Origin of the sequence: Alteromonas pelagimontana (genome assembly GCF_002499975.2) — a bacterium.
In the GTDB taxonomy this organism is placed as follows: Bacteria; Pseudomonadota; Gammaproteobacteria; order Enterobacterales; family Alteromonadaceae; genus Alteromonas; species Alteromonas pelagimontana.
Genome location: NZ_CP052766.1, coordinates 3873957 through 3887475, shown reverse-complemented (window position 1 = coordinate 3887475; position 13519 = coordinate 3873957). Strand labels below are relative to the sequence as shown.

Here is a 13519-nt window from a genome sequence, read left to right as displayed (position 1 = left end):
GGGGACATTCCCCGCACTAAAAGCGGCTTCTCGAAGCCGCTTTTTTTATTTGTTTTTCACTTCACCTAAATAAACTGCACTTATTTCACATTCACAAGAAAATAAATCCCTCCTGGTAAAACCCCCTTCTCCAATTCGCTACTTTTAGTTAGCGAGGAGAATGTCCAACCCGCCTGACTCCCTCAGCGCATCCAGCGGCGAATAAACAAGACGTCACGATTCGGTAATAGCAACTCCCTTTCAAATAGCCGTCATGTAACGCGTTAATACTCATCCGCCTCAATGTGTGCTCACTCAGCGCGCTCAAGGGCGTGTTGATCTTTGCTGTCCGAATGTTGTTCAAAATAAACCTGTTTTGATGGCGCCGCGAGCTATGGAGCCCCTTCTTAGTAAAAAAGTCGCCCAAGTAAATAGTAAGCAACAAAGAGCAAGACAGGTTTATGATGAACCCTACAGGCAGCGATTGAACAGAAAAGGTCAACACGCCCTGGTATAAATTATTTCTGCGGTTGGCTTCCAAGATAAAGACCGCAACTGCCTTTTTAACAATAGGTGAATATTTTATGGCCGAACTTCTGGAGCAAGAAGTGCTTCAGCAGAGCCATCAGAGGTGATCATACGATGTTTGACTGAGAAGTTTGTTCTTATTACTCAAGGGTGTTGGATTTATAGTCTTGCTAGGCCGGGTTTCAGGGGTGTTGTGATGGAGTGTGAATAGCGGGTGAATTGAAGAAAATACATTCAATACGTTTAATTTGTATTTATGCGAAATGGACGAAATAAACATTTTAAATTTCGTCATTTACGCTTGGCTACAATATTTTAAACATTCAAAAAAGGGAACAACCTGTTAATACTGAAGAGATTTCTAACGAAAATCAAGGCGTTCCCAAAGTTGAATACCAATAATTTCTATTTTTAAATCATAGACTAACCACCTAACTACAACCGCTTTGACGCAGATGGTATAAGGCTATATACCTCAGTATTGGGAGACATGTTTTAGTAAATAACCGTTTGTACTTAAATAGATTCCACACTAACTATTAACTATAAACACAAGGAAACTAACCATGTTGAAAATCGTTAAAACTTCTTTGACTGTTGCTGTTACTTCAATCATTTTCGCCAATACAGCTCACGCCGATATTGAAGATTCACTTGCCAATATTTGCACCATTGTTCAGGCCAACGATAAAGGAGAGCTACGTAAAAAAATGCGCTCCGTACAGTCTGATTATCGTCTGAAATTGCGCGATTATTACTCTGGCATCAGCTGCAACGGCAACAGCTTGATACGCACTGCAATCCAAAACAATGCGGTAGAGGTCGGCACCTTATTAGTTAAAAAAATGCCTGCTCGTGAGCTGGAAGCTCCAGAAGCGGACGGCAAAACTCTACAGGCATGGATTGCAGAAAATGGCTTTCAAAGTAATCCTATTTCCGCTGAGTTGAAAGACCGTATTTAACCTGAACATTTATATCACCATGTAAACAGTCAACATGGTTGCGGGGTTTCGGCCCCGCCCTCAGTGGCCCTTATTCAAGGGCCACATTTTCTTCATATCTCTCTACGCATCTTGTATAACTTTGCATACCGATGTATCACCTTTTCGCTAGTGCGCTTTTTAAATTTGCTATTAAATCCGCCTCGTTGAGCCACGCAGTGTGGCAGCTTGAGGAACCTACCATGTTGAAATCAGTAAAATTAACCGTATTAGCGTCTGTTGTTGGCTTTGGATTTTGTACGTCTGCTCTGGCGGATATTAATGATGCGTTAGCTAACATCTGTACTATTGTGCAAGCGGATGACAAAGGCGAGCTACGTAAGAAAATGAAAAACGTAGAAGATGACTTCCGTATCAAATTGCAAGATTACTACACCGGAATTTCCTGTGATGGTAACAGCCTTATCCGTACTGCAATGCTGAGTAACGCGGTAGAAGCCGGTACTCTGCTAGTTAAGAAAATGCCTAAGAAGCAACTTAGCGAGCCAGAAAATGACGGCAAAACGTTACAAACGTGGATAGATGAGAAAGGTCTTCAGAGTAATCCTGTAGCACAGGCTCTTGCTGAACGCATTTAATAAAAACTATTAGACACCATGATGTCACCGATCAACATGGTAAGTGGGTACGCCCACAGTTCAGGCGCCTTAACCGGCGCCTTTTTTATATGAAAGGAAGTATATCTTCGCCCCTATCTCTTTCTTTGCGGCCGTTTCCCCCTTTTTTGCCAACAAACTGATTGCCGTCGAAAAATCTAGCTGCTCGTTGGAAATTGCTCTTGAACGATTACCGGGTTTCAGGTAAACATTAAGATATGAAAATGTATACCCTTGTATGGCTTTACAGGTTTTGTTTTTATCCGGTTTAGCATTAAATGATTATGAACAAACAAACTACTTAAGGAGCAGCTGTGAAGCTTTCTCCTTCTTTTTTTAGAGTGCTGACTATGATTAAAATTGTTAAAAACTCTATCGCTTTAGGTCTGTTGTTATCCAGCGGCATGGCGATGGCATCTCAGAATGAAAGCGACGCCACCCATTGTAGTTTTTCCTCTACGTTAAGCGAAGGGGTGGTTGTAAAAAAAGCCCGCAGCTCGCTGCGTGAAGTTAATTTATTGGCAGAATCTGTTCGCAGCAACTGCGCGACAAATAGTAAGTTTCCTGAACAATTTTTGTTGCAATCGGTTGAAGCAGACGCGCTTTTGCACAAAAAACTGCCCGCTAACATGGTCGCAAGCCGGTAAATTAAAAAATCCTTTTTACTTAGATTTTTCTACGTCTTCACTACCCAAACACCATTCGGTGAAAAAATGGCCTTCCCAGCCCTTTTGCCTCCTTCCCGTCGAAGTAGCTTAAGACGATCTCGTAAAGTTCGCTGCCGATGTGGAATGAATGCAGACCATAGTAATCTTCTACTTTAACATCCACTAACACCAACATTAATCATTACTCTTTTCGTGAGCGTACTCAGGCAATAACTAAGGCGCTTTCATTGGTAAGCGTTACGGCGCTTAGGGTTTTTGACGGCGTTGAGAATGTGGATACCAACTTCACTGATGCGGATTTACTCCGCGCTTAAAATAATGCCCGCCAACAGGCTTCTCCTAAAGCAGTCCGTTTGCAATTTCAGCAAGATGATATAGATACAATGCTGGGCGCTTATTATTTCAGCCAAAATCTCGATCTTGATTTTGCTATCGTTTCGCTGGTAAATCTTCGGTGGCAGCTCAATATACCGGATTATGATCTCACCATAATTGCCTGGAGCCAAAATGTATTAAATGGAAACTACGCCGTTAAAAACGGATTCGATGCTCCCGTAAAAACGGGAAAAGTCATGGCGTATCCCGGTCAACCCGGGACTTATGGCCTCACAGTGCAAAAGAACTTATAGCCGGGCATAATGCCAAACCGCGTCGATGTGTGCTCACTAAGCGCGGGAATTATCTTACGCAGCAACAACCGGAATCAGATCTGCCGATAGGCCGTGTTTCACCCGCGCCTTAAGGCAAGCCACTGAACCGGGCTCAAATTCGCGGCACGTCGTAGAACGCTGCTCGTATATTTCGCATCGGATATCTTCACCAATATTGCCAACCAATGCCACGCAACGAGGTTGAGGTTGATTGGTTCCTTTCATTGCTACGCAGGAGGCATTAACTTTTTCGGTAAGCGCCTCAGGCACAGTACCGCCAAGAAACGGATCGGATTCAGCCCAGTAAAAAGACACGCGAAAGGTGGCACAACATGCACCACATTGAACACAAGGATTCATACTACTTTTTGCTCCACACTACGTGCACAACAACCAGCGAATTCTGGGTTGGCATCAAAATACATTCCGGTACAACCGGTGATCAGATTTACATTCGATGTCACAAGGATAATAAGAGAGGCAGAACGCCTTATCCGGACGCGCTATTATCTCACTACTTTCGCAAATACAACAATAGATAACGGATTCTCCGTTAAGAAATATACAGTCTATTGAACGAGATCAATATTTGAAAAATAGATATCTTTTACACTTCGATAATCTTCTTCTGCGTAAAGTCAGTTACAGCCATGCCAGCTATCGACCTGTTTAATCCCGCAATACTGAGTAAGTACAACATTCAAGGCCCCCGCTATACTTCTTACCCTACGGCGCTGGAATTTAGGTCGGACGTTCAGGACGGCGATTTAGCGCGTGCGGCAGAAAATTCAACTGCCACAGGATTATCGCTTTACATTCACATCCCTTTTTGTCACAGCATGTGTTTTTACTGTGGCTGCAATAAAATTGTGACTCGACAACAAGATAAAGCCGATCGATATCTTGATTATCTGGAAAAGGAAATTGTTTTACGCAGCAAATTATTTAGGTATCGGAAAGTGTCTCAGTTGCATTTAGGTGGCGGTACGCCCAGTTTTCTTACCCTCGCTCAACAACACCGGTTAATGACAGTGCTGCAGAAGCATTTTCACTTTGCAGCAAAAACGCAATGTAGTATTGAAGTAGATCCCAGACGAATTGACAAGAATTACATTAAAGCGCTTTACGCATTAGGATATAATCGCTTAAGCATTGGCGTTCAAGACACTGATTATCGCGTGCAGGCGGCGATCAACCGAGTGCAAAGCACGGCGCATATCGCCGATTTAGCGGAACAAGCCCGAAATGAAGGCTTCAACTCTATAAATCTGGATATCATTTACGGCCTTCCCCATCAGACTCCAGAAACATTTACTACCACCCTGGCAGCGGTAAAAGCCATAGCACCGGAGCGGGTATCGTTGTTTGGCTATGCGCACTTACCTTCAAAATTTGCCGCACAACGTAAAATTAAAGATGTCTGGCTGGGAGATGGCGCAGCCAGAACCGAATTAATGAAGCTGGCGACGCAGCGTTTAACCCGTGCAGGATATCGGATCATTGGCATGGATCATTTTGCGCTACAACATGATGAACTGGCTATAGCGCAGACCAACGGTACTCTTCATCGCAATTTTCAAGGTTATACCACTCGTGGAGATTTAGATCTGCTGGGGCTGGGCGTTTCTTCTATAAGCTCAATTGCTAATTTATATGTTCAAAATCCTACGGACCTTAGCAACTATTACGGTGCGCTAGATAGTGCATCAACTTTGGTTAGCAGAGGGATAGAGTTAACCGAAGATGATCAAATCAGGCGCACTATCATCACGCAACTTATGTGTCATTTACGTGCAGATTTTTCTGTACTGAACAGTCAGTTTGGTATTCGCGCTAGCGATTATTTCAAACAGGAGCTGATATCATTACAAACGTTTGTAGACGATGGATTAGTGGAGGTTACTGCACAAGGAATCGTTGTTCATCCTCATGCCCGCTTGCTTATTCGAATAATTTGCATGACCTTCGACGCGTACTTACAGCAATCGGTGCAGTTTCATCGGTATTCCAAAGTTATCTGAATGCCGAAACAGGGAAATCGATTACCTGAACAGCGATAATCAGAATATCAGGAAACGTCATCTCATTTTAAACCTGGCGGTGACGGTTTCCCCGCGCTCTAGCGCCATTTTTTCCAGCGACAGCTGGCTTATCAAGGAATAAAGCGTGGTCTGTTGGCGTTCTAACCTTACCAGAACCTGCCCGTCCGGTAGCGTGTTAATATCACCAATTTCGCATTCAAAAGCATTTACGATAGATGATTCGCTTCGATGCTGCCGATCTAAACTGACTTCTCTGGCATCAATGGTTATTTTGGCAACGCCACTATCAATCACAGGATGGCGGGCGTAAATTTTTTGATCTTCGCATTCAATTTCATAGCAACTGTAGTTAGCGTGATGTTGTACCACGCTACCACTTAACAGGCTAAACCACTGCTCAGACATTTGATTGTTGTTGATGACGCCTTCAAGAACCTGAGACGGCTCGCCTACCTGCATTATTTTTCCGTTTTCCATGTAAAGCAGAGCGTCGCAAAATAAGGTGAGATCTCGCAAATCATGGGATACCAGAATCATGGGTAGCCCGTCAGTGGCAAGTTGGCGCAAATAAGCAAGCGTCTTACGTTTAAGTGCCTGATCCATCGCACTAACAGGCTCATCCAGCAACAGAATATCAGGAGAATTTAAGATAGCTCTGGCGATGGCTACTCGCTGCGCTTCTCCACCTGAGATCTGCGCCGGCATCTTATTTACCAGGTGCGAGCAGCTACACCCTTCGGATACATCATCGATAGCAAACCCAGGGCTGCATGCTAAGTCAGCAGCAAAAGCAAGATTCTGCCCAACAGAAAGATGAGGAAATAATGCAGGTTGTTGAAATACCATTCCCACACGAGCTTGCTGTAAGTTGGCGTCGCCCCATTTGCCGGTTACCGTGGCGTTGGCTTCAAGTTTTGCCAGACAGCGTAGTAATGTCGTTTTACCCGCGCCTGAAGGGCCGGTAAGACCCAATAGTTGGGTAGTATGATGAGTTGTAATTTGATTATCGGCAATTTTGTGCGGGGGACGCAGAATTTTTACTGCAAATTCCATTCGTTTATCCCCTTGCGATTATAACGATACAAAATGCTTAGCAATACAAAGGAGAAAACCAATAGGCCGAAGGCCAGTAAATGCGCTTTCTGGTATTCCAACGATTCCACATGATCATACAGTGCAATGGAGAGCACCTGGGTTTCTCCGGGAATATTGCCACCTATCATTAACACCACCCCAAATTCCCCAACCGTATGAGCAAAGCTGAGACCAAAGGCGATAACGAAGAATGGACGGCATAAAGGTATTACGATTTTACGAAAGCAGGTAAAGCGTTTCATCCCCAGTGTTTTTGCTACGTCCAGATAACGCTTATCCAGTTGCACAAAACCGGTGTAAAGCGGTTGCACAGCAAAGGGTAAAGAATATATTAACGAGCCAACTACCAGTCCGGTGAACGAAAATGCTAACTGGCTACCGGTAGTGGTGAGCCAAAGCTGACCAAGCGCGCTGTTAGGGGAAAAAGCAATAAGCAGATAAAACCCCAGTACCGTTGGAGGTAACACCAGCGGCAAAGCAATTATCGACTGCAACAGGTTTTTCAAAGGGTGCTGACTTCTGGATAACCACCAGGCTAAGGGTGTAGCTATTGCCATCAGCAGCACACTGGTTATAACGGCTAATTTCAAGGTCAGTAAAATTGCAGTAACATCAGTTGCCAAGGCTTTCCCCTGGAGTATCTAATGCCTGGCCATACCCCCAATCATCTAAAGATTTTTGCACCTTAGGTGACAGCAGATATTCCATAAAGCGAGCGGCGGCCTCGGGATGTGCCGCTGCTTTCATCACTGCCATTTTTTGCACAATCGGTTCATGATAATGCTCGGGAATAAGAACAACGTGACTACTGCGATCTTTAATTAGCGACCACGCCACCAGCGCATTATCGACATTGCCGGAAATATAATACTGATAGGCTTGGAGTATATTTTTGCCGTAGACCAGTGATGGCAGCATCTGTTGCCACAACGCCAGCTTTAATAAGGTTTGTTGGGCTGCTAATCCGTATGGAGCAAGACGGGGATTGGCGATTGCAAGTTTTTCATTGGGAGCTAAAGCAGCAGTTTTTAAATCATCGATGGCAGGCTCGGCCAAACTGCGACTAAGATACGCTAACCGCCCTACTGCATAAGTTTTCACAGCGCTCGAAGCAACCAGTCCGTCTTCAACTAACTGTAATGGCCTTTCTGCATCGGCAGACAAAAATACATCAAAAGGGGCACCGCTTTTTATTTGCGCATACAAGGTTCCGCTTGAGGCGACGGTAATGATTGCATGGACGCCAGAGCGCGTCTCAAACTCCTCAGATATTGCCTTTACCGGTTTGGCAAAATTCGCGGCCACCGCTATATGCAGCGTTTCTTCTTGTGTGGCTTGCGCGGCGCAAAGCTGGTTTGGGAAAAGAAAGACAGGGCATAGTGCTATTACAAACGTAAGTACGGCAACAATGCGCTCGATTAATTTCCCTATCATCACCATTTAGCCTTTTTCATTTCTGCTGTTGCAGCCATTTCGTGGCAGCACGTTCATCACTTTCTTTTGCTTGCACCCATGCAGGCTGGCCATTCTGATATTCTTTTTTCCATAGCGGAACGGTATTCTTGAGAACATCCATAATAAAACATGCACCGTCAAAAGCTGCCTGGCGATGGATTGCAGCACACCCCACCCATACAATCTGTTCATGGTTAGCAATTTTACCTACTCTGTGCACAATACCTGCGGTTGCCAGGGAAAAACGGGCAATAGCTTGTTCAGCCAAGCGGTTCATGGCGGCCTCTGTCATTCCCGGGTAATGCTCAAGCTCAATCCCCTCTATACTACCGCTGTGATTGAAATCGCGAACAAGACCGGTAAATGTCACTACTGCTCCAAACGGCTTATCAGCAGCTTGAGAACACAACTCATCATACAATGCCTGCTGATTAAAATTATCAAAAGTCACGTTAACGAACATCTACCCGCCCGTTACCGGTGGAAAAAACGCCACTTCATCGCCATCACTTACCGGGTGCTCACCATCGACCAATACATGATTGCATGCCATTAGTACACCATCGCTCAATGCCTGTGCCCACTTTCCATCTTGGGCAGACAAATAATCGACCACGGCTTGCATGGTCATATCAGGCTGCGCGGGAATGACAGTCTGGCCTTCACCAGCAACTTCTCTTACCTGGGCAAAGCATTTTACGGTAATCATAATGTTCTTATACGTCCGTTTGCCAGTGGCCGGTCTTGCCACCTTTCTTATCCAATACTCGAATACCTTCCAGTCGCATTCCCGGATCAACGGCTTTACACATATCAAAGAGGGTTAGCAGCGCAATGTTGACTCCCGTAAGTGCTTCCATTTCTACGCCGGTTTTGCCGCTCAACTTGCAAAAGCAGCGCACCTGAATTCTTGCTTTATCTGCTTCAATAGAAAAAGTGACATCGACTTTCGACAAAGGCAAAGGATGACACAGGGGAATGAGTTCCGCGCAACGTTTTGCCCCTTGAATACCAGCAATTCTGGCGACAGCGAAAACATCGCCTTTGGCAATATTATGCGAGGATATCTTTTCTATAACTTCCGCAGAAGCATAAAGGTACCCTTCTGCGGTTGCTTCTCTGATGGTGACGGCTTTTTCAGTCACATCTACCATATTGGCTTCACCACCAGCGTTAAGATGGCTGAATTCTGCCATTAGTGCTGCCCCGTTAGATGACCCACAAAGTTACACGGTTTAAAGCTGGCATCAAGCTGGCTTTTAATGATTTTTTCCCAGCCTGTGCGACAGGCTCCTGTTGATCCTGGTAAACAAAATATAACTGTACGATTAGCGAATCCCGCTACCGCACGAGACTGAATAGTAGAGGTGCCGATTTCTTCAAAACTAAGGCTACGGAATAACTCACCAAATCCATCTACTGCTTTATCGAACAGCACGCTAAGCGCTTCGGGGGTAGAATCCCGCTGCGTGAATCCGGTGCCGCCAGTGACTAGCACCGCATGAATGCTGTCATCAGCGATCCATTTCGACACAACGGCTCGTTGAGCATAAATATCATCTTTCACCAGTTCCCGAGCCACCAGATTATGACCGGCCTCTTTTAGAGCATTTACGAGATACTCACCAGAGGTATCGGTTTCCACCGTTCGTGTATCTGAAATGGTAAGTACAGCAATGTTAAGCGCAACGCTTGCAGTTGTCATGATGTTCCTTGAAAAATTCTATACAGGCTGAATGTTGAGAATGTGGTACATTGGTAGTTCAAACGGCAGAATTTTATGCCTTTTCAAATTTATTCACTTGCACCGTTACTCACTATGCCAGATTCGCTTAGCAAGACTCAAGTAATGCGATTCAATCGACAGATTGTATTGCCACAAATTGACCTGGACGGGCAGGAAAAACTGCTCAATGCTCGTGTTTTAGTCATGGGAATGGGTGGACTGGGCAATGCTTCGGCACAAAGCTTGTGCGCCAGCGGCGTAGGATATTTAACCTTGGTTGATGACGATTACGTTGATGCCACCAACTTACCTCGGCAAATATTGTTTCGGGACCATCAGGTAGGGCAACATAAAGTGGATGCCGCCAGAGATACACTTTATGCTTTGCAACCTGCCTGTAACATACAAATATGGCGCGAACGGCCGAACATTGTTGACCTTACAGCACTGGTTGCAAAGCATGATCTGGTGCTTGATTGTACCGACAATCTGCCTTCCAGAAGTCAAATAAACAACGCATGCGTTGTTCAGCAAACACCTCTTATCAGTGGTGCAGCCATTCGGTTTGAGGGGCAACTATTTGTTTATAACCCCAGTGAATCATGCGCTTGTTATGCGTGCGTCGAGCGGCTATTTGCGGCGCCGGATTTATCCTGTACTGAAGGGGGAATATTTTCGCCAGTGGTTAATATTATTGGTGTACAACAGGCGCTCCTGGCTATGCAGTTACTAATTGGCTTTGGCCACTGCCCCGTCAGCGAACTGCGTTTGTTCGACGGACTAACGCAGCAGTGGGAATGCTTTCGCGTACCAAAATTCGCTCACTGCTCGGTTTGTGGCACCGATGTATAAAATTGAGGGATTTTACCAGGGCCGTGTTGCCCGGAGAGATCGCGAATGATGATTAAGCGATAAGTGAAAATTTCTTAGCCGAACTTCTGGAGCATGGATGCTCCAGCAGAGCCATCAGGGATGATTTTACGGCGTTTCGGGTGAGAAATTTTGCTTATCCCTTGAGACGGCTGAATCTTTATTCATTCATGCTCTTACCGTCGGGCGTGTTGCTGGTATGGGTAAGGGCAAACAGAAGCCAAAATCTGCACAGCTGTTTGCCGTCCCTTAGCGAGTCTGTTTTAAATGGGTGAACCTGGCGGCAAAGGTTTCACTTCAAACGCCCCTGCCCACTTGCCAGTTTCCCAATAGGCTTCGAGTTGATTCTGTAGAATGCTGCTGCCAGGTAGCTTACTTTCATCATCCAGCCATTCTTCAAACTCTGCCACCGCACTTTCCATTGCCAGTTTTGCCTCAGGGGCTAAATCAGGGTTCTGCAACGCACGCATCACCGCATTGAGTGCTACCATTCGCAACCGCGGGTTTAATCCGGAATCAGAGTTATCAGCACGATACCAGTGCATAGTAAAAATCTGGTTTACCAACTGTTCCAAATCCGGCAACGCCTTCGCCTGAGTCGCCTGCCAGGATAAACGGTTGAGTCGCTCAGGGTTCAGCAGCAGCGAAAACGAAAAATCAGCAGCAGATTCAGCGGCGCTTAGAGGATCAAACGCCAGCCCCATACGGCTGTTAAATTCCTCGCGGGTAAGATCATCACCAAACGCAGTAGGAGGAATAAGTCTAATCAGTCCTTCAGGAAACTGCAGAAACGCTGGCGACGTCGCCGCCAACAATTGCTGAATGGCCTTTTCCTGCGACTGTGGCGTTACCATCGTCTGCCCTACCGGTTTAGAGTAATCGCCTTTACGTTCATATTCATAAACCAGTCCACCTACCTGCTTTGCTACTGCTTCTAATTGATAGCGGTGTAGTAAATAGATCGGCACTACCACATTTTCTAACGACGACAGAGTGGCATTATCAGGAATAGAGTTTATCCCCAGCCGTTTTAATGCCAATTCGCGCACAGCCACTATGTCTTCATAGGCAGCTAACGGATCGTCGCCGTTGTCCCACATATGACCGTTGCTTGAGGGATAACTGGATGAGCGGGTATCCCAGTCGGTTTTGAATTTCAGGCCGCTGGCGCGCGTTTCAGCAATGGCTTTGGCAAGCCCTTCTTGTTCTGCCTTCGCGTTTGGATAATTCTGATATCCAAAGGCAATGGTGTATTTGTCCCACTCACCCATGCCTGTATCGTAGGCGTCGTCCAATACAATATTGCCATTTTCTACCGACAGTTTGGGATGCGGGTAATCCATCACCGATTCGCGACCATTTTCACTTGCGGCAAAATTATGGGCGATTCCCAGCGTATGTCCGACTTCATGGGCAGACAACTGGCGGATGCGCGCCAGCGCCATTTCCTTCTGCGCCTCAGTGGCATGCTGTCCATCAAACGGACTGGTTAATCCAAGGGCAATCAAATAATCCTGACGTACTCGCAACGAGCCTAAAGTTACGTTGCCTTTAATAATTTCGCCGGTACGGGGGTCGACTACAGATGAACCGTAGGACCAGCCCCGGGTAGCGCGATGCACCCAGTTGATCATGTTATAGCGCACATCCATGGGATCAGCGCCTTCCGGAAGCACTTTTACCTGAAACGCATTTTGATAACCAATGGCTTCAAACGCCTGATCCCACCAGCTTGCCCCCTCTTTCAAAGCGCTCATCACCGGTTCCGGAATGCCGGGATCCAAATAGTAAACAATGGGTTTTACCGCTTCGCTCGTTTTGGCTTCCGGATCTTTTTTTGTTAGCCGATGACGGGTGATAAAGCGTTTTTCAATCGGTTCAGATATGGCAGTTGCGTAGTCGTAATAGCCGCGCTTCCAATACCCCGAATAAGGGTGATACGGCCTCGGCGTATAATTATCATCGGGTAGCTCAATAAAAGAATGATGAAGATGCACAGAGATACTATCGGGATCCGGCGTTACCTGTCTCACATAATCTCCAGCATTCTTTCCACCGAAGGTGACGAGCGCTTCAAGTTCAGTGTTTTTTTTAAACCCTTTACTTCTTGGCAAAAACACCCCACTACGAGAAGCGTCAGGAGCGAAATTTCCTTGCTCGGATTGGAAAAGCGCGGTCGAGATACCGTGCACATCGCTTAGCAGGTAAGGTGTGTAATCGATGAGCACTTTATCGCCATCGACTGCAGCGACAGTAAAACCCGCCAACACTGAGTCCGCAAAGGCTTCATCGATACTGGCTTTTTCTGCTGGATTATCAGAATCTGCGCGGTACTGCGTATTAAGCTGCTTCAATAATACCTTATTACCGTAACGCTCAAATTCAATGATACGGGTATCACCGAGTTGCCCCCGGTCTAACCCGATGTCGTTTGATCCCACTCCCTGCGGCATACTGGAAAGAAATAACAGGGGCTGATCAAAATCAGTAATTTCTAAAAAGATTTTGTCGTTTTCGCTGTCATAATAAAAAGGAATATAGCCGTCATGTCGAGACATGGCAGCGGTGAAATCGCTCAGTTTCGTGGTGACCGCCCACAACTGACTGCTGGCGAACGTCAGCAATACTAATAACCATTTATACACAGTAAGTTCTCCCTTTGAACATGCAAATTACATTATTGTCGTTTTTCTCGTTTGCCGCCTTCGGCAGGCAACTTGTCGTAGTTATATTGTTAGCTAACGGCTGACTGCGGCGGTAAGCCCGTCAGTCGACATCCTTGCCCTACCGCAATTGCAGATTTTTTGAACTGTCTGGCGGCGAAAACCCGTTTCAATAAGATAGGAAATTTTTGCTACGAAACAGGAAGCGAGATAAGGCGCTTTTCTCGCTCCCTCTATTTTCAGCGC

Annotated in this window: 16 protein-coding genes; 6 read left to right on the top strand and 10 right to left on the bottom strand. The window is 45.8% G+C overall.

Annotated features, from left to right (window positions below; translation table 11 throughout):
* Positions 1-1073: 1073 nt before the first annotated feature.
* The 3 genes from CA267_RS17135 (at position 1074) to CA267_RS17125 (ending at position 2751) form a co-directional block, all read left to right on the top strand.
* The gene (locus tag CA267_RS17135) at positions 1074-1469 is read left to right on the top strand and encodes a DUF3718 domain-containing protein (protein WP_075609657.1); all 396 of its coding nucleotides are present in this window, start codon (positions 1074-1076) and stop codon (positions 1467-1469) included.
* Positions 1470-1690: 221 nt separating this feature from the next.
* Positions 1691-2086 (top strand): DUF3718 domain-containing protein, encoded by a 396-nt coding sequence (locus CA267_RS17130; RefSeq protein WP_075610090.1) that lies wholly within the window; start codon positions 1691-1693, stop codon positions 2084-2086.
* A gap of 332 nt (positions 2087-2418) precedes the next feature.
* Positions 2419-2751 (top strand): hypothetical protein, encoded by a 333-nt coding sequence (locus CA267_RS17125; RefSeq protein WP_075609658.1) that lies wholly within the window; start codon positions 2419-2421, stop codon positions 2749-2751.
* Positions 2752-2791: 40 nt separating this feature from the next.
* Here the strand turns inward: CA267_RS17125 and CA267_RS17120 are convergent, their stop codons facing one another.
* Positions 2792-2947, bottom strand: a complete 156-nt coding sequence (locus tag CA267_RS17120; protein ID WP_170669085.1) for a hypothetical protein — start codon at positions 2945-2947, stop codon at positions 2792-2794.
* Positions 2948-3125: 178 nt separating this feature from the next.
* Between CA267_RS17120 and CA267_RS17115 the strand changes: the two genes are divergently transcribed.
* Positions 3126-3401, top strand: coding sequence for a hypothetical protein (locus CA267_RS17115; RefSeq protein ID WP_075609659.1), 276 nt, complete (start codon positions 3126-3128; stop codon positions 3399-3401).
* Positions 3402-3455: 54 nt separating this feature from the next.
* Here the strand turns inward: CA267_RS17115 and CA267_RS17110 are convergent, their stop codons facing one another.
* Positions 3456-3782 (bottom strand): YkgJ family cysteine cluster protein, encoded by a 327-nt coding sequence (locus CA267_RS17110; RefSeq protein WP_075609660.1) that lies wholly within the window; start codon positions 3780-3782, stop codon positions 3456-3458.
* A 290-nt stretch (positions 3783-4072) separates the two neighbouring features.
* Here CA267_RS17110 and hemN point away from each other — a divergent pair, with 290 nt between their 5' ends.
* Positions 4073-5443 carry an oxygen-independent coproporphyrinogen III oxidase gene (gene hemN / locus CA267_RS17105; RefSeq protein WP_075609661.1) on the top strand — a complete coding sequence of 457 codons (1371 nt, stop codon included), beginning with the start codon at positions 4073-4075 and terminating at the stop codon, positions 5441-5443.
* A gap of 57 nt (positions 5444-5500) precedes the next feature.
* Here hemN and CA267_RS17100 read toward each other — a convergent pair whose 3' ends face one another.
* The 7 genes from CA267_RS17100 to moaB are packed head-to-tail and all read right to left on the bottom strand — an operon-like array spanning position 5501 to position 9719.
* Complete coding sequence (locus CA267_RS17100; RefSeq protein WP_075609662.1) at positions 5501-6517, bottom strand: ATP-binding cassette domain-containing protein; 1017 nt, start codon at positions 6515-6517, stop codon at positions 5501-5503.
* Positions 6502-7182: a molybdate ABC transporter permease subunit gene (modB, locus tag CA267_RS17095; protein ID WP_097349148.1), complete on the bottom strand. Its 681-nt coding sequence runs from the start codon at positions 7180-7182 to the stop codon at positions 6502-6504. The genes CA267_RS17100 and modB overlap by 16 nt, the downstream gene beginning before the upstream one ends.
* Positions 7172-7993, bottom strand: a complete 822-nt coding sequence (modA, locus tag CA267_RS17090; RefSeq protein WP_075609664.1) for a molybdate ABC transporter substrate-binding protein — start codon at positions 7991-7993, stop codon at positions 7172-7174. The genes modB and modA overlap by 11 nt, the downstream gene beginning before the upstream one ends.
* A gap of 16 nt (positions 7994-8009) precedes the next feature.
* On the bottom strand, positions 8010-8477 hold the full coding sequence (locus CA267_RS17085; protein WP_075609665.1) for a molybdenum cofactor biosynthesis protein MoaE: 468 nt from the start codon (positions 8475-8477) through the stop codon (positions 8010-8012).
* Positions 8478-8723, bottom strand: coding sequence for a MoaD/ThiS family protein (locus CA267_RS17080; protein ID WP_075609666.1), 246 nt, complete (start codon positions 8721-8723; stop codon positions 8478-8480).
* 7 nt (positions 8724-8730) lie between these two features.
* On the bottom strand, positions 8731-9210 hold the full coding sequence (gene moaC, locus CA267_RS17075; RefSeq protein ID WP_075609667.1) for a cyclic pyranopterin monophosphate synthase MoaC: 480 nt from the start codon (positions 9208-9210) through the stop codon (positions 8731-8733).
* Positions 9210-9719 (bottom strand): molybdenum cofactor biosynthesis protein B, encoded by a 510-nt coding sequence (moaB, locus tag CA267_RS17070; protein ID WP_075609668.1) that lies wholly within the window; start codon positions 9717-9719, stop codon positions 9210-9212. Before moaB ends, moaC begins: the two co-directional genes overlap by 1 nt.
* A gap of 75 nt (positions 9720-9794) precedes the next feature.
* Here moaB and CA267_RS17065 point away from each other — a divergent pair, with 75 nt between their 5' ends.
* Entirely contained in the window at positions 9795-10592 is a 798-nt protein-coding gene (locus tag CA267_RS17065) for a HesA/MoeB/ThiF family protein (protein WP_232367570.1), read from the top strand.
* A 281-nt stretch (positions 10593-10873) separates the two neighbouring features.
* On the opposite strand, the gene CA267_RS17060 is transcribed toward CA267_RS17065, so the two are convergent.
* A complete protein-coding gene (locus tag CA267_RS17060) occupies positions 10874-13168 on the bottom strand; it encodes a zinc-dependent metalloprotease (RefSeq protein WP_083638548.1) in 2295 nt (764 codons plus the stop codon).
* Positions 13169-13519: the final 351 nt, after the last annotated feature.